The 18,119-nt window shown below is 69.1% G+C and carries 15 protein-coding genes, 1 tRNA gene and 2 pseudogenes; 7 read left to right on the top strand and 11 right to left on the bottom strand.

Annotation, left to right across the window (positions count from 1 at the left end):
• Positions 1-6: 6 nt before the first annotated feature.
• Positions 7-1,122 carry an ABC transporter permease gene (locus EUA98_RS02055; RefSeq protein ID WP_130100993.1) on the bottom strand — a complete coding sequence of 372 codons (1,116 nt, stop codon included), beginning with the start codon at positions 1,120-1,122 and terminating at the stop codon, positions 7-9.
• A gap of 153 nt (positions 1,123-1,275) precedes the next feature.
• Between EUA98_RS02055 and EUA98_RS02060 the strand changes: the two genes are divergently transcribed.
• Together EUA98_RS02060 and EUA98_RS02065 are read left to right on the top strand one after the other, a co-directional pair.
• Entirely contained in the window at positions 1,276-2,559 is a 1,284-nt protein-coding gene (locus EUA98_RS02060) for a sensor histidine kinase (protein ID WP_242511212.1), read from the top strand.
• The gene (locus tag EUA98_RS02065; RefSeq protein WP_130100994.1) at positions 2,556-3,182 is read left to right on the top strand and encodes a response regulator; all 627 of its coding nucleotides are present in this window, start codon (positions 2,556-2,558) and stop codon (positions 3,180-3,182) included. Before EUA98_RS02060 ends, EUA98_RS02065 begins: the two co-directional genes overlap by 4 nt.
• A 32-nt stretch (positions 3,183-3,214) precedes the next feature.
• Here EUA98_RS02065 and EUA98_RS02070 read toward each other — a convergent pair whose 3' ends face one another.
• Positions 3,215-3,556, bottom strand: a complete 342-nt coding sequence (locus EUA98_RS02070; RefSeq protein ID WP_130100995.1) for a GYD domain-containing protein — start codon at positions 3,554-3,556, stop codon at positions 3,215-3,217.
• A 143-nt stretch (positions 3,557-3,699) separates the two neighbouring features.
• Positions 3,700-4,563 (bottom strand): SDR family oxidoreductase, encoded by an 864-nt coding sequence (locus tag EUA98_RS02075; protein WP_207218932.1) that lies wholly within the window; start codon positions 4,561-4,563, stop codon positions 3,700-3,702.
• A gap of 182 nt (positions 4,564-4,745) precedes the next feature.
• On the opposite strand from EUA98_RS02075, the pseudogene EUA98_RS02080 reads away from it, so the two are divergent.
• The 3 genes and pseudogenes from EUA98_RS02080 (at position 4,746) to EUA98_RS20150 (ending at position 7,027) form a co-directional block, all read left to right on the top strand.
• Positions 4,746-5,670, top strand: a pseudogene (locus EUA98_RS02080) (helix-turn-helix transcriptional regulator).
• A gap of 197 nt (positions 5,671-5,867) precedes the next feature.
• A pseudogene (locus EUA98_RS02085) lies at positions 5,868-6,808 on the top strand (NAD-dependent formate dehydrogenase); the annotation flags it as partial.
• A gap of 54 nt (positions 6,809-6,862) precedes the next feature.
• A complete protein-coding gene (locus tag EUA98_RS20150; protein ID WP_242511220.1) occupies positions 6,863-7,027 on the top strand; it encodes a hypothetical protein in 165 nt (54 codons plus the stop codon).
• Positions 7,028-7,891: 864 nt separating this feature from the next.
• Here the strand turns inward: EUA98_RS20150 and EUA98_RS02090 are convergent.
• The 4 genes from EUA98_RS02090 to EUA98_RS02105 form a co-directional block, all read right to left on the bottom strand.
• Positions 7,892-8,713 (bottom strand): NPCBM/NEW2 domain-containing protein, encoded by an 822-nt coding sequence (locus EUA98_RS02090; protein WP_130100996.1) that lies wholly within the window; start codon positions 8,711-8,713, stop codon positions 7,892-7,894.
• A 348-nt stretch (positions 8,714-9,061) separates the two neighbouring features.
• The gene (locus EUA98_RS02095) at positions 9,062-9,991 is read right to left on the bottom strand and encodes an ATP-grasp domain-containing protein (RefSeq protein ID WP_130100997.1); all 930 of its coding nucleotides are present in this window, start codon (positions 9,989-9,991) and stop codon (positions 9,062-9,064) included.
• Between the two features lie 424 nt (positions 9,992-10,415).
• Entirely contained in the window at positions 10,416-10,862 is a 447-nt protein-coding gene (locus EUA98_RS02100) for a hypothetical protein (protein ID WP_130100998.1), read from the bottom strand.
• A 363-nt stretch (positions 10,863-11,225) separates the two neighbouring features.
• Positions 11,226-11,299 (bottom strand) — tRNA-Leu (locus tag EUA98_RS02105).
• A 102-nt stretch (positions 11,300-11,401) separates the two neighbouring features.
• Between EUA98_RS02105 and EUA98_RS02110 the strand changes: the two genes are divergently transcribed.
• Positions 11,402-12,088, top strand: a complete 687-nt coding sequence (locus EUA98_RS02110) for an ANTAR domain-containing response regulator (protein ID WP_130100999.1) — start codon at positions 11,402-11,404, stop codon at positions 12,086-12,088.
• Between the two features lie 227 nt (positions 12,089-12,315).
• Positions 12,316-13,566 (top strand): ABC transporter substrate-binding protein, encoded by a 1,251-nt coding sequence (locus tag EUA98_RS02115; RefSeq protein WP_130101000.1) that lies wholly within the window; start codon positions 12,316-12,318, stop codon positions 13,564-13,566.
• Positions 13,567-13,749: 183 nt separating this feature from the next.
• Here EUA98_RS02115 and EUA98_RS02120 read toward each other — a convergent pair whose 3' ends face one another.
• Genes EUA98_RS02120 through EUA98_RS02135 form a run of 4 tightly spaced genes read right to left on the bottom strand, consistent with a single transcriptional unit; the run spans position 13,750 to position 17,850 of the window.
• Positions 13,750-14,550 (bottom strand): ABC transporter ATP-binding protein, encoded by an 801-nt coding sequence (locus tag EUA98_RS02120; RefSeq protein ID WP_130101001.1) that lies wholly within the window; start codon positions 14,548-14,550, stop codon positions 13,750-13,752.
• The gene (locus EUA98_RS02125) at positions 14,547-15,458 is read right to left on the bottom strand and encodes an ABC transporter ATP-binding protein (RefSeq protein WP_207218940.1); all 912 of its coding nucleotides are present in this window, start codon (positions 15,456-15,458) and stop codon (positions 14,547-14,549) included. The genes EUA98_RS02120 and EUA98_RS02125 overlap by 4 nt, the downstream gene beginning before the upstream one ends.
• 4 nt (positions 15,459-15,462) lie before the next feature.
• Positions 15,463-16,449: a branched-chain amino acid ABC transporter permease gene (locus EUA98_RS02130; RefSeq protein WP_130101003.1), complete on the bottom strand. Its 987-nt coding sequence runs from the start codon at positions 16,447-16,449 to the stop codon at positions 15,463-15,465.
• 15 nt (positions 16,450-16,464) lie between these two features.
• Positions 16,465-17,850 (bottom strand): branched-chain amino acid ABC transporter permease, encoded by a 1,386-nt coding sequence (locus EUA98_RS02135; protein WP_242511213.1) that lies wholly within the window; start codon positions 17,848-17,850, stop codon positions 16,465-16,467.
• Positions 17,851-18,119: the final 269 nt, after the last annotated feature.

An 18,119-nucleotide genomic window follows, 5' to 3' on the forward strand; every position in this document is an offset into this window, starting at 1 on the left:
ATCGGGTCAGTGGGCGGCGAGCGCGGCGTGGGGATCCACGCGGGTGATCCGGACGATGGCGAGCGCGGCGCCGACCAGCCCCAAGCCGATCAGGGCCACCGCGGGCAGCGCGGTCGTGGCCGGGGTGACCACCACCGGCACCGCGTCCGACAGCAGGGCTGCGCCGGCGACCGCGAGCGCGGTTCCGGCACCCACCCCCAGCAGCAGCACCACGACGGCCTGACCGATGGCGTCACGCAGGAGGTATCCGGTGGACGCGCCCAAGGCCTTGAGGACCGCGACCTCACCGGCGCGGCTGATGGTCCACACGGTGAAGAACGCGCCCACGACCAGGGCGGAGATCACCAGGAGGAAGACCTGCATGGTGGTCAGGGACCCGTTCTCGGCCGAGAACGAGCCGATCGCGCTGCGGGCCTGCGTCGTGGTCACGGTGGTGGTCCCGGCGGTCGCATCGGTGGTCGCGATCGCGCCGGTGGCAGGGGAGTCCAGGGTGAGGGCGATGACGGTGGCCACGGTGTCGGGGGCGTCCGCGCGATCGTCCGCGCCGTCGCCGCCGCGGGCGCCGATGGACTGCCAGTCGGCCAGGGTGGTCCACACCACCGGGGTGTGCGCGAACGACACCTCCGCGTCCCGAACGGCTCCGACCCGGAGCTCCTGGCCCGCGAGGGTGATCGTGTCGCCCGCCCCCGCGGACAGCGCCTGCGCGGCGCCCGCGGACAGCACGACCGTCCCGGCGGCGAGGTTCGGGGACCCGCCGGGGAGCACCGCCGATCCGGGTGCGACGCCGAGGGCGGTGACCGAGGCCGTGGTGGCGGGCGACTCCGCCCGGGTCATGGCCACGCCGAGCGGCTCGGCGCTGCGCACCCCCGGCGTCTCGGCCCAGGCCCGCCACTGGTCGGCCGTCACGGAGGAGGCGGTGAACTCCGGGGGGTCGGTCGGGGCGGGCATGGCGAAGGCGAGGTGGTCCGCCGGAAGGTCGGTGATGGCCGACGTCGACTCGCGGGACAGGCCCGCGGTCAGGGCGGCGAGGAAGGTGACGAGGAACGTGATCAGGGTGATCACGACGAGCATGAGGGCGAAGCGGCCACGGGCGTGGCGCAGGTCGCGCAGGGCGACGAACATGGTGACCTCCCGGTCGGTGGTGACCTCCTCAGCCTCGCGGCGCAGGTGTCAGTGCCCATCGGGCCACCGGACGGGTGGCGCGAGCCGTAGGGCGGCGCGCGATCTCCATCCTTCGGCTGATGCCCTGCCGTGAGCGGTGGCTACCGTTGCGGGGTGCGCGTACACCCCCTGTTCCCGGTCACCCGCGGGCTGCTGGTCGCCCTGGACGTCCTCATGGCCGGCCTGATCAGCATCGCGGTGCTGCAAGCAGACCCGACCGTCTCCCCGTGGGCGACGGTCCTCGCGGGCGGCGCATTCGGGGCCTGGTACGCCTGGGGTCGCGCCACGATCCGCGTCCTCGAGGCGCCGATCACCACCCCGCGGGGCGCGTGGTGGCCGGCGGGAGCCTGGATCACCGGCCTTGCCCTGCTCTGGGTCGTGCTGCTGGTCACCAGCACCGCCGCCCTCTGGATCGCGTTTCCGATGATGCTGCTCCAGATGCACGTCCTGGGACCGCATCGCGGCGTTCTCGCCGTCTCCGCGACCACGCTCCTGGCGGTGGGTACCGGGCTCCTCGAACGGGCCGGGACCGACGCCTCCATCGGCTTCGTCCTCGGCCCCGTGGTGGGAGCCGCCGTCGCGGTCGCCGTCGTGCTCGGGTTCGAGGCCCTGGCGCGTGAGTCCGAGGAACGCCAACGGACCGTGGAGGAGCTCACCGAGGTCCGCGAGCACCTGGCCGCAGCCGAACGAGACGCCGCCGTCGCCGGTGAACGCGAGCGGCTCGCCCGGGAGATCCACGACACCCTGGCCCAGGGCTTCTCCGCGATCGAGCTGCTCCTGCGCGCCGCCGACGCGGGCATCGGCGTCGATGACACCCGCGCGCGCGGCTACCTCGACCAGGCGCGCCGGACCGCTTTGGACAATCTCGGCGAGGCGCGCCGGTTCGTCCGAGCGCTGGCGCCGGCGGACCTCGACGGTGCCACGCTCGTCGCGGCCCTCGAGCGGGTCGCCCGACGTGCCCAGGACACCGCGGCGAGTGACGGAACGCCCGAGGCGCTCGTCGTCCGGGTGCAGACCGCGGGCCCACGACGGGCCCTGCCGATCGCGCTGGAGGCCGCGCTGGTCCGGGTCGCCCAGTCGGCGCTGGCCAACGTGGTGCAGCACGCCGGCGCCCGGAACGCGGCCGTCACCCTGGCCTTTCTCGACGACGAGGTGATTCTCGACGTCGTCGACGACGGGCGCGGTTTCGACCCCGACCGGCAGCCCGACCGCTCGCACCCGGGCGGCTTCGGGCTGGTCGCGATGAGCTCCCGCGCGCACGAGCTCGGCGGGACCCTGGCGGTGGAGACCGCACCCGGGGACGGCACCGCCGTGGCGGTGCGCCTGCCCACCAGCGACCCCTCCGGGTCGGGCCGGACAGCGCCGTTCACTGCCGACGACCTCCAGGAGGCCCGGTGATCGACGTGGTGCTCACCGACGACCACCCGGTCGTGCGGGCCGGTCTGCGCGCCGTGATCGAGAGCGAACCGGACATGCGGGTGATCGCCGAGCTCGGCACCGCCGAGGACCTCGTCGCCCGGGTTCGACGCCGGGAACCCGCGGACGTGCTCCTCGTGGACCTGCAGTTCGGGCCCGGTCGACTCGGCGGTGCCGACGCGACCCGCCAGATCCTCGCCGCCGGCGGCCCACCGGTGCTGATCCTCACCACGTACGGCTCGGACTCGGACATCCTCTCCGCGATCGAGGCGGGCGCAACCGGCTACCTGCTCAAGGACGCCCCCACCGACGAGCTCGCCGCCGCCATCAGGGCCGCCGCCTCCGGAGCCGCCACCCTCGGCCCGGCGATCCAGGCGCGGCTGTTGAACCGCCTGCGTCACCCCGCTCTGTCCCTCACGCTTCGCGAGCTCGAGGTCCTGAGCCTGGTCGCACTCGGTCGATCCAACGACGCCATCGCCCGCGAGCTGTTCGTCTCCCGCGCCACGATCAAGTCACACCTCGCCCACACCTACGACAAGCTCGGGGTGCAGTCGCGCACCGAGGCGATCGCGACCGCCCGGCGGCAGGGGCTGCTGCCGTCCTGAGTCCGGCCGTCCGCAGCCCCACAGCCGGCGGACTACCCCGCCGGCTGCTCTTCCCCCGGCGCGCGGTAGGTGACCAGCGCAGCCCGGTGCAGCGCGTCGATCGTCTCGTCGACCGTGAGCAGCACCGTCGTCTCCAGCGATCCGATCGCGCCGCCGGCGGAGAGCGCCAGGGCGACGACGGCCATGGAGACGTTGTCGGGTGCCTCCCACAGGGTGTACCCGTCGTGCGCGCCAAAGGCGTACCAGAACCCGTGCAACGTGCCGCCGACCGACTCGATGTACGTCTGAGCCGCCGTGCGCCGGTCCTCGGGATGACCGATGAGCCGCGCCCACGTCTCGGGCGTGTAGCTGAACTTCGACAGGTACATCGGCATGACTGCTCCCGAGGTCTCGTACGGCGACGGCGGTGGGGTCCCACGGACCCCTTTCAGCCTCCTCCCCGATCAGCGAGGCAGCCACCGCGGCCGCTGGTGCGGCGCGCGCGGTGCGGCCCGCTTCGCACCGCTCTCTTCGCGGGTCAGGCGCTCGCGTCGTCGTGGGCGAGCGCCAAAGACAGCTCGCGGTGGGCCGCCGCCTGGGCGAGCAGGTCGCGGGCCTTCTGCTCGAAGACCCCGACGGCGTCTGCGCCGGCGGCGAACCGCAGCGGAGGCTCGTCGAGGGCGGTGAGCTGGACCAGGGCGGCGGCGAGCTTGGCGGGGTCGCCGCCCTGCCGGCCATTCATGCTCTGCCAGCCGGCGACGGTCCCCGCGGTCCGCTCGGCGTAGTCCTCGATCGACGACGCGGCGTAGCTGGTGGACTCCGGCGTGAGCAGCTCGGTGCGGAAGAACCCGGGCTCGACGAGCATCGTGCGGATCCCGAACGGCGCGACCTCGGGGGTCAATGACTCCATCCACCCCTCGACGGCGAACTTCGACGCGGCATAGGCCGAGACGAACTCCCCGCCGATCAGACCGGCGGTCGAGGAGATCGTCACCACCAGACCCGAGCGCTGGGCGCGCATCACGGGCAGCGCCGCGCGGGTGACGTTCACCGGCCCGAACAGCGTGGTCTCGAGCTGGGCCCGGAAGTCAGCCGGGGTGATCTCCTCGAAGAACCCCGCCTTGAAGTTGGCCGCGTTGTTGACGAGCACGTCGATCCGCCCGAACCGGTCCACGGAAGCCTGCACGGCGGCCTGCGCGTCGGCCGGGTCGATCACGTCGAGCGTGACCGTCACCAGGTTCTCGGACGCGCCGATCGCACGGCTCACCTGCTCCGGGTTGCGGCCGGTGGCGACCACCGCGTGCCCGGCCGCCAGGGCCGCCTGCGCGAGACGCACGCCCATGCCACGACCAGCACCAGTGACCAACCAGACCTGCTTCTGCGCCACGTTCTTCCGCGCCATGTTGTGCGTCCCGTCATCGAATCAGAGCGCCCCGCCCTCAGACGGCCGCTGCCGGCCGGATCCCGGCGACGGACACCATGCAACTGCCTGCCGGGATCGCGCGGAAGTCACTGCTAGAAGGTGCCCCGGCAGGGCACCCCTCACCCGCCGACCACCGCCGGTTCGTCGCCTAGCGTGGAACGATGGACAACCGCGCCGAGGTCAAGGCCTTCCTCAGCTCCCGCCGCGCCCACCTCACCCCCGAGCAGGCCGGCCTGGCGACCTACCACCAGACCCGCCGCGTGCCGGGCCTGCGCCGCAGCGAGGTCGCCGACCTGGCCGGGGTCAGCGTCGAGTACTACGCCCGGCTCGAGCGCGGCGACCTGGGCGGCGTCTCCGGATCCGTGCTCGACGCCCTGGCCCGCGCGCTCCAGCTGGACGAGGCCGAGCGGGCCCACCTGACCGACCTCGCCCGCGCCGCCGGTCCGGCCGCGCTCAATCGTCGTCGGCCACCCCGCCGCTCAGGTCCGGCCCAGCGTGCAGCGCATCCTCGACGGGATGACCGCGCTCCCGGCGATCGTCAACAACGCCCGCCTCGACCTCGTCGCCGCCAACCGCCTCGGCCGCGCCTTGTTCGCGCCCGTGCTCGCCGATCCGGCCTGGCGGGCGAACCACGCCCGGTTCACCTTCCTCGACCCCCGCGCCCACGACTTCTGGCCAGACTGGGACCGCGCCGCCAACGACGCCGTCGCCATGCTGCGAACCGAAGCCGGCCGCGATCCCTTCGACAAGGTCCTCACCGACCTCGTCGGCGAGCTGTCCACCCGCAGCGGCGACTTCCGCGCCCGCTGGGCCGCCCACGACGTCCGGCTGCACCGCACCGGCACCAAGCACTTCCAGCACCCCGTCGTCGGCGACCTGCTGCTGTCCTACGACGCCCTGGACCTGCCCGCCGACACCGGCCTCACCCTGATCGCCTTCACCGCCGACGCCGACTCACCCGCCGACGCCGCCCTCCGGCTCCTCGCCCGATGGGCCGCCACCCAGAACCCGACCGCGGCCCCGACGGGCCCGCTCGGAGCGCCGCGCTCCAGTGAGCGTTGCGCCATGTTCCAGACGTGTGACTGACGGCCTCGCTGGCCCCGTCCAGCGCCGAAGCCCTCATTCACCGCGCGCGGCGAGCCGACGTCGAGGATCGAGCGCGCTCTGCTGGTGTCGGGGCTCTTGAGTTGCCGTCGCCCCGGACCTTTGTAGGGTCGAAGGGCCCGGGTAAGCCCGTTCTCGAGTCGACGAACTCGAGTCCCCGACCCTCGATGGAGAGGCAAATGGCCAAGATCCTGTGCGTGCTCTATGACGACCCGACGACCGGCTTTCCACCGGTCTACAGCCGTGACGGCGTCCCCGTCATCGCGAGCTACCCGAACGGCCAGCAGGCGCCGACGCCGCACGCCGTGGACTTCACCCCGGGCGAGCTGCTCGGCAGCGTCTCCGGCGAGCTCGGGCTGCGACGCTTCCTCGAGGACTCCGGGCACGTGCTCGTGGTCACGAGCGACAAGGACGGCCCCGACTCGACGTTCGAGCGCGAGCTCGTGGATGCGGACGTCGTGATCTCGCAGCCGTTCTGGCCCGCCTACCTCACAGCTGAGCGGCTCGCCAAGGCCACTCACCTGAAGCTGGCGATCACGGCCGGGATCGGCTCCGACCACGTGGACCTCGACGCGGCGATCGAGCGCAACGTGACCGTGGCTGAGGTGACCTACTCGAACAGCATCAGCGTGAGTGAGCACGTCGTGATGATGATCCTCTCGCTCCTCCGGGACTATCTGCCCGCGCACGACATCGTCCGGCGCGGCGGATGGAACATCGCCGACGCCGTCCAGCGGTCCTACGACCTCGAGGGGATGCACGTCGGCACCGTCGGCGCCGGCCGGATCGGCACCGCGGTGCTGCGCCGGCTGGCCCCGTTCGACGTGCACCTGCACTATGTCGACAAGTACCGGCTCCCCGAGCAGGTCGAGCGCGAGCTCGGCCTCACCTTCCACGCCGATCTGCGCGAGATGCTCCCGCTGCTCGACGTGGTCACCATCAACACCCCGCTGCACGGCGAGACGGAGCGGCTCTTCGACGACGCCATGATCGCCACGATGAAGCGCGGGGCGTACCTGATCAACACCGCCCGGGGATCGCCGACCGGGACGCCGTCGTGCGTGCGCTCGAGAGCGGCCAGCTTGCGGGCTACGCGGGCGACGTCTGGTACCCGCAGCCCGCGCCGGCCGATCACCCGTGGCGGACCATGCCGCACCACGGGATGACGCCGCACATGTCGGGCTCGTCGCTCTCGGCGCAGGCCCGGTACGCGGCGGGCACGCGCGAGATCCTCGAGTGCTTCCTCGAGGGGCGCCCGATCCGGGAGGAGTACCTCATCGTCGACGGCGGCGCGCTCGCGGGTGCGGGCGCACACTCGTACACCGCCGGCACGAAGTAGCGACCTCCGCCCGACATAGAACTCGCTGCTCCCAGTGACCGTTCCCGAGGGAACGTCTCATCCCAGATATTGAGACGCATCCGTTCGCTTCTCGGAACTGACGAGCGCCGAGGAGCATCGGCCTTCCCTGGGGCCTATCCAAGCAGGATGGCTGGCTGCTTGTGTGGATGACGCGACCAGAGACGATGGACGGCGAGAGAGTCGTCCAACATGCCCACGCCTGCATGGTCGCCAAGAAGCATCAACTTGGCTTCCGACGCGGCGCCTCGTTCGTATACGACGAGCCGAGCGGGGAAATCTACGGCGCGTCGTACGACTCGGGGCAGATAGGGGTAGACCCCGACATTCTTACCGAGCTGGTCGCGTCACTTCGACCACCCGGCGACATGAACACGCGCGCGCAGATGACGCAGCGTCGCCGAGCTGGGGAGCGTGCCTCCGAGCGCAGGAAGCGCAGTCGATAGACTGCTCGCCGACCGCAAGCTTGCTTGCTGCGTGCTCCCAGCGTCGCGAGTATTACCGGCGCGTGCAACCGACGGAGACTTGTGAAGGCGTTCACGGACGCAACATCGGAGAATTTCGGTCATCACGTCCGTTACGTGAGCCCGGGACGCCCTCCAAGGACAGGCCAGGAGTGTTCCGCATCTTCGTGCACGACCGTTCAAGAGTCATAGAATACGAGTCGGGTTGCGTGACGAATGGGACCCTTTGGTTGGGCCCCAAGAGGGATGTCACGTAATCGGCCGAATGGGAGACGAGGGGAAGCGGAGTCGCTCGCCGGGCTACATAGGCCCGCGCCCTCATGTGGTACAGCTCGTCGTCATCAACGGCTTTGTGTAGATGTAGTGGCTTGCGCGGCACAAACTAGGGCGTCACGCGGGCGTTACCCCAGACTGCATAACCGCGGTCAGTGCAAAGATTCGGTTCCGGACCAATGTATCTTTGCTCGAGTACTAGTCGCAGTTCACCCTTGACTGACTTCGAAATTACAACCGGTGTGCCGAATCCGACTTCGCCCTCGAAAATGAGATCATTGACTGTGCGAACTGTAATTAGAACGCGGGCGCTCGTGTCAGACGAATCGTCAAGTCCGATTGTCGCGTCAAAGGTACTGAAATCCGCCGAAAGGTCGTACTCGTACTTGTTGCTTTGATCCCGCACGCATCCACCGGTGGCGGCGCTGACGGAGCGGACAAAGGACTCACCCGCGATACTGCGTGGCAATGTCAATGGGTCGCTGCTTGAGGAGTCAGCAGGCATATCTATCAAGAACGCAGGGGACGTCGTAACTTCCGCGGTACCTGTGTCCGATGCGGGAGGCGGGATAACTTCGGTTGCCGTTTCAGTCGCACCGGGCACTGGTTCAGGACTGCTTGGTGGCGACTGGTCAGAAGATTCGTGGTCTGCCGGGCTAGTTGATTTGATCGCTCGAATGGACTCGTTCGACTGTCCCGAACTCCCGAAGAACAGAAAGCCGGCGGTCACGATCGTGGCAATCGCCGCAAGTCCACCAAGTACCAACATCAGTTCCTTAGCCCAGTCTGGGATTCTGAGTTCCGCCATGGTCGAAGGGTAGTCGATATGTCCATTTTGGGGGAGGCGAAGCTCGACGAAGACGCCCGCCAAGCTCTCGGCCGGCGGACGTTCATCAGGCGGGCCAGCCGCAAGGTTGGTGACGGCGCGCACGACGACCCGGAACTGAACCCCTCACGCAGCCATACTCTTCTTTCACTCCGCGCCGAGGACGGTCCCGCCGAGGCGCGGCGGCCGGTGTGTCAGGGCCGTCATCGCGGCACGTAGGAGCCGTCGAACCGGGCGTCGGAAGTATCCGGACATGCCGAAAGTCGGATGCGGGCATCCCGTTTCGTCGCGCCCAGCGAGGCGCATGTCGGAAACTCAGCATGACGTCCGAGTCGACGTGTTCTGAAGCTCGGAGCACCTGGGCGGCGACGCTCCGATCGCTGGGCGACGAACGAGTCCACGGACCGCAACGGACCAGTGCGGTTACAGCTGCACGCTGGTGCCATTCGGCCCTCAGCGCTCGTGGCGTAGCAGGTAGCGGGCCAGTGCGGCGGAAAGGGGCAGTCCCGTGCTGATCTCGACGAAGAGGAACTGCCCCTGCGGGTTGATCTCGAAGAAGACGAATTCGCCCTCGGGAGTCACCCTCAGGTCGATGGCGCCGAACACCAAGTTCAGGTCTTTCATGAGGCGACGGAGTTTGTCCGCAATGTCTCGGGGCAGGGCCAGCGGCTCGCATTCGGCGTCCAAATCGAGCCGGGAATCGACGGTGCCAGGCGCGACGGCGATCTTCATGGTGAAGATGTCGGAGCCGATCACCGTGGCCCGGACGTCGTAGGCCGCGTCGATGCGCTCCTGGAAGATTGTGGGCGTGTAGGCAAGATCAGGCAGCGCGTCGCGGTCGGCCTCGCGCCAAGACCGGGTCTCGGCGATGCCCTCCCTCGCGACGGTTAGAACCTTGTGCACGACGCGGCCTCGGTGCTCGTAGATGAATCTCTCAACATCCTCGCGGTAATTGGAAATGAGGGTGTCGGGCACGCGCAGGCCGGCGCGCCGCGCGAGCGCGAGCTGGAGCGGTTTGACCGCCGCGCTCTGCGCCCACACCGGGCTGACGAGTTCGATTCCGGCGGAGGCAAACAGCCCGTCAATCGCCGCATTCCACTCTCGCAGAACGAAGCCGCGGTCGTCCGGATCGCGCACCTCCGGGCTGGGTCGCGGCCGACCGACTCGGCGCACCCAGATCGAGCTGATCTGGTCGAACGCGATCCGTCGGCCGGCTTTGGTGGTAACCCCTCCGGACTCACCTCTGCCAATGCTGTGGCTCAGCAGCGCCCCGGTGCCGAACTCGTCCATGTCTAGGATGACGGCCTCAGCCCTCTCCGACTCGATGTCGGCGGCGACGGAAAGGGCGTGGATATCGTCTTGGGGTGCGATGATCAGGATCATGGCGCCGTGCGGAGACCGCGCCTGGTGAGGTAGTCGCGCTCCAGTTCGTCATAGCGAGCCGAGAATGTTGATCGGGCGGCGGTGCCGTCTCGCGTAGAGAACGCGAACGGCCGTCTGCCTCGTAGGAGTTCGCGGAACGGACGTGCCGGGTAGACGCCTCGTACCGTCGCGCCCTTTCGCAGGGTCAACTCGACTGTGCCAACGACAAAATCGTCGCCCTCTAACGACCGGGCAGAGACGATGTCCTGCTGACCGAACTCGAAAACCTGATCGGCGATCACGAGGCGAACGCCGTCTCCCGGTCCGGGCAGCAGCGACCCTTTGAGTCTTGACTCGACTTCGACGGGGCGTGCCACCGGAAGCCGGGTCAAGAGAGAGGCAAGCGGATCCTCGTCGGTCCCGCCACTGAGGCTGCCGTCCTCCGTCACAGGACGGCGAAGGTGTTGTTCCAGTCGTCGATTACGACCTCTTGAAAGTCGTTGCCGATGTTGTCGTGGATGCTTCTTGTGCTCCTTGTGCCCGTAGGGTAAGGGCCGCTCGGAATGGTGCCGCCGCCGTCGCCCGCCCTAAGTAGTGCTGTGGCGACCATGGATGCCCCCCCGGCGTCACCGGTCTCGATCCGGATCAGGCGGACCGTCGAGGAGTCCTTGACGTTCACGGCGACGGCATTCGGATGGCCTCCGATCTCGGAGACATCCTCGATCTCCGCCAGCGGGATCTCGACGATGCCGCCGTTCGTGCTGAGGTGCAAAGCGGTCTCGCTGTACGACACCGCGACTCCGCGGAACAGCGCACTGTCCGTCCCGACATTTCCGGTAACCGTCAGCCGCTTCAGCAACTCGCCAAGTTCCATCTTCTTCTTGTCGGCCATCGACGTTTCCTTCCTGTACCACTACTCCGAGTGTGATCCAGATCACGTGCCCGCGCAATAGTTGAGTCTGGCGCGGTGGTGTGCGAGTAGCCGGTGAGCGTGTCCTGCGGACGCAGGTGCGGACTCTGGCCGACCGGATGGTGGGCTGGCTCGACTCCCGCGCGGAGCACGTGCTTGCTGATGCACGGCAGCAACGCCACGAGTGCCGCAAGTTGAAAGCCGCGGCGGACCCGGCATTGAATCGACTCCTGGACACACTCCTGGATCCGTTTCTGCTGAGTAAACGGTGAGTTGGCCAGTCTCTCGATCATGTCGAGATCAGATGAGGGTGAACGTCTTGGCAGGTCAGGTGATGCATCTAGGTGCCCCGAGTGGGATTCGAACCCACACTGGATCGGGTTTGAGCCGAACGCCTCTGCCGATTGGGCTATCGGGGCCTGCGCGCCGCGAGCGGCGTGCCCGGTCAGGTTACCGGTTGTGTGGTGCAGCCGACGCCGTTGGCGCGCACTCGCGCCCTGCTGCACCGGTAGTCTTGCCCGGTGACTTCACAGGACGCGAATTCGGACGAGCCGACGCCGGCTGTCCCACTTGACCTCCCTCCGCTGCTCCCCGAGCCGGCCGCACCGCCGCTCGTGGTCCAGGGCCGTCCGGCGCGCCGCGCCGTCGTGGCCGAGGACGAGGCCCTGATCCGGATGGACGTCGTCGAGACGCTCCGCGAGGCAGGGTTCGACGTCGTCGGCGAGGCCGGCGACGGTGAAGAGGCCGTCCGGCTCGCGACCGAGCTCAAGCCCGACGTCGTCATCATGGACGTCAAGATGCCCATCCTCGACGGCATCTCGGCCGCCGAGCGGATCGGCAAGGCGCACCTCGCGCCCGTCGTGCTGCTCACGGCGTTCTCGCAGACCGAGCTGGTCGAGCGGGCGCGTGACGCCGGCGCGATGGCGTACGTGGTCAAGCCCTTCAGCCCGGCCGACCTGCTGCCCGCCGTCGAGATCGCGATCTCTCGGTACGCGCAGATCACGGCGCTCGAGTCCGAGGTGCTCGACCTGGCGGAGCGGTTCGAGACCCGCAAGCGCCTCGATCGTGCCAAGGGCCTGCTCATGACGAAGATGGGGCTGTCCGAGCCCGAGTCGTTCCGCTGGATCCAGAAGACGTCGATGGACCGTCGGCTGACCATGCGCGAGGTGGCCGACGCCGTCATCGAGCAGGTCGGCGGCGCGAGCTGAGCTCAGCGCTCCCGCGCATCGCATCGGGCCCGGTTTCTCCCCAGGGGAGGAGCCGGGCCCTTTGCGTGCTCGGCGACCGGCGGTAGGTCACGCTTTGGTACCGACTGTGTTTGAGACGGCATTCGTCACATGCCGGACACATTAGACCGCTACCTTTCCGGCACAGACCTCGTCAGGGTGGATGGCCCGCCCCCGGGAAGCAGTACTGAGCAGAGGGGTACGACAGCATGATTCGATCGAAAAACGCAGCCCGCGCCGCAGCACTTGCCGGAGCGATTGCCCTTGTCCTGACCGCGTGCTCGAGCAGTGACGCCGGAGAATCCGGCGACGAGACCGCCGCCGCCACGCCACTGATCGTCGGCACGCTGCTGCCGGAGACCGGGTCGCTCGCGTTCCTCGGCCCGCCCGAGATCGCCGGCGTCGGGCTTGCTGTGAAGGAGATCAACGAAGCCGGCGGGGTCCTCGGTCTGGACGTCGAGCTCGAGAACGCCGACTCGTCCGATGCGGACAACGCGGAGATCGCGACGCAGTCCGTGACGGACCTGAAGAGCAAGGACGTGCAGGTCATCATCGGTGCGGCGTCGTCGGCCGTGACCCGCAACGTCGTCGAAGACATCACCAACGCCAAGATCGTCCAGATCTCGCCGGCCAACACCGCGACGGACCTGAGCGGCAAGAGCCCGTTCTACTTCCGCACCGCCCCCTCGGACGTGCTCCAGGGTGCGGCGCTCGGCAAGCTGGTCCTGGGTGACGGGCACGCGAACGTCGGCGTGCTGGTGTTCAACGACGACTACGGCACCTCGCTGCGGGACGTCCTGAAGACCACGCTCGAGGCCGAGGGTGCCACGATCACCTACGGCAACGAGGGTGAGGAGTTCGACCCGAAGGCCACCAGCTTCGCCGACCCGGTGACCGCCGTCGTCTCGACGAACCCCGACGCGATCGTCATCATCGCGTTCGCCCAGACCAAGCAGATCATCCCGGAGCTCGTGGCCAAGGGCTACGACATGTCCAAGGTCTACTTCGTGGACGGCAACCTCAGCGACTACAGCGCCGACTTCGAGCCGGGCACCCTCGAGGGCGCCCAGGGGACCCTGCCGGGTGCCTTCCCGGACGATGCGTTCCAGGAGAAGCTGCTGAGCATCGACTCGAGCCTCAAGGACTTCTCGTACGCGGCCGAGTCCTATGACGCCACCAACCTCGCTGCGCTCGCCGCAGTCAAGGGCGGCGCCACGGACGGCACGACCATCCAGGCCAGCCTGGCGGCCGTGTCGGGCGCCGACGGCGGTACGGAGTGCACCGGCTTCAAGGAGTGCGCCGATCTGCTCGCCGACGGCGAGGACATCGACTACACCGCGATCTCCGGTGCAGGCCCGTTCAACGCCGACAACGACCCGTCGACCGCACTGATCGGCGTCTACCAGTACGGCGCGGACAACAAGTACACCTTCATCAAGGCTGAGGCCGGCTCGCTCTGACCTCTGGTCGGCTGAGCACGACCGCACGCACGACGGCGGGCCCGGTGGGAACTCCCCACCGGGCCCGCTTTCGTCGTCTGGCGGCGGGCGCGGTCTGGCCCACGGGTGCGGGCGCGACGACGGACGGGCCCGGGGGAGATCCCCGGGCCCGTCCGTCGTGCGTGTGTTCGGCGTGAACCGTGCCTAGGCGAGCTTGGCGCGGTCGGCGGTCTCCTGGTCGGCGGCGAGCGTGCCGAGGTAGAGCTCGATGACCTTCGGGTCGTTCATCAGCTCACGACCGGGCGCGGTGTACGCGTTGCGGCCCTGGTCGAGCACGTAGCCGCGGTCGCAGATCTGCAGGGCGCGACGCGCGTTCTGCTCGACGATCACGATGGAGACCCCGGCCTTGTTGATCCGGCGGGTCCGGATGAAGGTCTCGTCCTGGCGCACCGGGGACAGGCCGGCGGACGGCTCGTCCAGGAGCAGCACCGAGGGCTCCATCATCAGCGCCCGGGCCATCGCGACCATCTGCCGCTCGCCGCCGGAGAGCGAGCCGGCGCGCTGCTTGCGGCGGTCCCCGAGGATCGGGAACAGGTCGACGATGAACGCGAATCGCTCCGCGTACCGCTTGGGGGCCTGGAAGAGGCCCATCTGCAGGTTCTCCTCGATCGTGAGCGAGGGGAACACGTTGTTGTTCTGGGGCACGAACCCCACCCCGCGACGGACCAGGGAGTCCGCGCGGTGGTTCGTGATGTCCTGACCGTCCAGCACCACGCTCCCGGAACGGACGTTCACGAGCCCGAACAGGGCCTTGAGCAGGGTCGACTTGCCGGCGCCGTTCGGGCCGATGATGCCGACGAGCTCACCGCGATGCACCTCGAGGTCGCAGCCGTTGAGGATGTTGACCCCGGGCACGTACCCGGCCACGAGGTTGTCCGCGCGCAGCAGGGGCTCGCTGGTGGGGGGCGTCGACGAGCCCGGTCCGGCAGCGGTCGTGGCGGTCATCGTCGGTTCCCTTCGCGCAGTGCCTCGGCCTCGAGCTGTTCGGCGACCTCGTCGGTGAGCAGGCTGTCGTCGCCGAGGTCGGTGTCGTGGTGCGCGCCGAGATAGGCGTCGATCACCGCGGGGTCGTTCATCACGGCGTCGGGCGGGCCCTCGGCGACCAGTCGGCCCTCCGCCATCACCACGACCCAGTCCGAGATGTGCCGCACCATGTGCATGTCGTGCTCGACGAACAGGACCGTGGTGCCGTCGTTCCGCAACGCCTGGATGTGCCCGAGCAGCGACTGGGTCAGCGCCGGGTTCACCCCGGCCATCGGCTCGTCGAGCATCACCATGGTGGGCTTGCTCATCAGGGCCCGGGCCATCTCGAGCAGCTTGCGCTGCCCCCCGGACAGGCTGCCCGCGAAGTCGTCCCGCTTCTCGATGAGCTTGAAGCGCTCGAGCAGGTCCTCCGCCTGGGCGGTGATCTCGCGCTCCCGGGCCCGCCACAGCGGCGGGACGAGCGCGGCGAACAGGTTCTCGCCGCGCTGGCCGGTCGCGCCCAGGCGCATGTTCTCGATCACGGTCATCCGGCTGAGCGCCTTGGTGAGCTGGAAGGTGCGCACCATGCCGGCCTGCGCGACCCGCGCCGCCGAGACCCGGCCGAGGGGGCGTCCCTCGAAGCTCCACGTGCCGGCGTTCGGCCTGTCGAACCCGGTCATGAGGTTGAACAGCGTGGTCTTGCCGGCGCCGTTGGGCCCGATCAGCGCGGTGATGGAGCCGCGCTGCACCTCGAGGTGGTCGACGTCGACGGCGTGCACACCACCAAAGGTGCGCTGGACGCCGTCGGCCACGAGGATCGGGTCGGGCTTGTGTGCGCCCGGGACGCGGGAGATCTCCTGGGTCAGCGGGCCGGGAGCCGGCACCGCCAGAGGTTCAGTGGTCACGGATCGCCAGCTCCTTCTTGTCGCCGAGGATGCCTTGTGGTCGGAAGATCACCAGGAGCATCAGGGCGATGCCCACGAGGACCCAGCCGAACATCTCGATCTGCTCCGAGCGCATCACCGTGGTCGGGATGACGTCGCGCATGACGGTCTTGATGAGCATGAGCACGGTCCACAGCAGGATCGAGCCGAGCACGGGTCCGAAGACCGCGGCCGCCCCGCCGAGGAGCAGGATCGTCCAGATGTAGAAGGTCACGGGCCGGCCGAGCGAGTCCGCCTGCACCGCGCGGGGCAGCACGAACAGGATCCCGGCCAGCGCGCCCAGCACGCCACCGAGCACGAGCGACTGCATCTTGTACGCGAACACGTTCTTGCCGAGCGAGCGCACCGCGTCCTCGTCCTCCCGGACACCCTTGAGCACCCGGCCCCAGGGGCTGTTCATCAGGCGCCACATCAGCAGGCAGGCCAGGCCGACGACGGTCCACGCGACGATGCGCAGCCACCAGCTGTCGGACAGGTTGTTCGAGTACTGCCACGGACCGAGGGAGAACTCGCCGTCGGGGAACGGGGAGAGCTCCTCGAAGGTGTACTTGTACTTCTCCCCGGCCAGGCCGGCGTTGCCGCCGGTGATCCGGGTCATCGAGGTCGATCTGCCGATCAGCCGCACGATCTCGGCTGCGGCGATGGTGACGATCGCCAGATAGTCCCCCCGGAGTTTGAGCGTGGGGATGCCGAGGATGGTGGCGAACACCACCGCGCTGGCGACGGCGACCAGCACCGCGGCCCACAGCGGCCAGCCGGCGATCGTGGCGATCGCGAAGCTGTACGCGCCGAGCAGCATGAAGCCGGCCTGGCCCATGTTCAGCAGCCCGGTGAGGCCGAAGTGGATGTTGAGGCCGATCGCGGCGAGCGCGTACGCGGCGGTGGTCGGCGCGACGATCTCGCCCGCGACCTGGCCGAGAATTCTGGTCCAGTCCATGGAAGTGACCTTTCGTCAGCCGACGCGCTCGGCCCGGCCCAGGATGCCCTGGGGCCGGAAGAGCAGGACGAGGATGAGGATGAGCAGTGCGCCGCCGTAGCGCAGATCGGAGGGGATGACCAGGCTGGACATCTCCGAGACGAGACCGATGACGATCGAGCCGACGAGTGCGCCGAACGCGGTGCCCAGGCCGCCCAGGGTGACCGCGGCGAACATGAGCAGCAGGATCGTGGCCCCCATGTTCCAGGCGGTCGCGTTGAAGTACAGACCGAGCAGCACCCCGCCGAGGGCCGCGAGGCCGGCGCCGAGGGTCCACACGATCCGCACGATGTTCTCGACCGAGATGCCCGACGCCGCCGCGAGGGCCGGATTGTCCGACACGGCGCGGGTGGCCCGACCGGTCCGGGTCGCGATCAGGAAGTAGGCGGTCCCGCCGAGCGCGATGGCGGCGATCACCAGCGAGATGACCGACTGCTGGGTGATGATCACGTCGCCGAACGAGAAGGTCCGCGGGTTCGTCGTGACGATCCGCAGCGGGCTGCCGCCGAGGAAGAACTGGAAGGTGTACTGCAGCGCCATCGCGAACCCGATGGTGACGATCATCTGCTGCGTCGTGCCCAACCCGCGCTTGCGCAGCTTGTGCCAGATGAACGCGTCCTGGAACCAGCCGCTCGCGGCGCCGATCGCGACCGCGAGGATCCCGGACACCAGCAGCGGCATCCCGAGGACCTGGCACCCGACGTAGGCGAGGATCCCGCCGAGGGTGACCTGCTCGCCGTGGGCGAAGTTGCTCAGGCCGGTGGTCCCGTAGATGAGCGACAGGCCCACCGAGGCGAGCGCGAGCAGCAGCCCGAACACGATGCCGGAGGTGAACTGCTGCGCGACCCGACCGGCGGTGATCCCCGAGCCGCTGGCGGCGGGGGCATCGGCGGAGGTGTCCGCGCCGGGTTCCGCCGAGCTGCCCCCCGTCGGGCTCGGCCCGGTGCCGCCTGCGGCGGGGGCGCCGAGCGGGAAGAGCGAGGCGCCGCTGCTCCCCAGCGCGATGGTCACCGTCCGAGGGTTCTTCGACGGGTCGCGCAGCGTCTCACCGGCGGGCAGGGTGGCGACGTCCAGCAGCACGGAGAAGTCTCCGGCCGCGGTGACGGTGATCGACCAGCGCCCCTCCGGTCCGGTCGTGACCGTGTGCTCGCCGTCGGGCCCCGTCGCCGTCAGCGCGATGCCGACGGCGGGATCACCCGCCGCGGTGCGGATCGTGCCGTTGATGCAGCCCGTCGTCGGCCCGGGCACACAGACGTCGTCCGCCGCGTGCGCGGGGCCTGCGGGCACCAGCAGAGCGAGGAGGGCCAGGATCGCCACGAGGGTGGCGAGCAGGGCACGTCGGGCGAGGGGGGAGCGGTCCATAGACGCTGCTCGGCGCACCTGGGGCCTCCGTCCGGTCATGATCGCGGGCTGGCAGATCGGCGCCCCCACACGCAGGGGCGGTCCACCGGTTGGTGAGGACCCTAGGGACCTAATGTGTCGTGAATATGTCATAGACACGGTTCGCAATCCGGTCAATCGTCCAGAAGTCGCCCGGTGGAGCGATTCCGGACTCAAGCCCATCGGCACTAAGGTCGATGAGATCAGGACAGGGTGCAGCAACCCTGCCAACCGGGGGTGGGCAGTCCGGT

The organism is Pengzhenrongella frigida (assembly GCF_004168625.1).
In the GTDB taxonomy this organism is placed as follows: domain Bacteria; phylum Actinomycetota; class Actinomycetes; order Actinomycetales; family Cellulomonadaceae; genus Pengzhenrongella; species Pengzhenrongella frigida.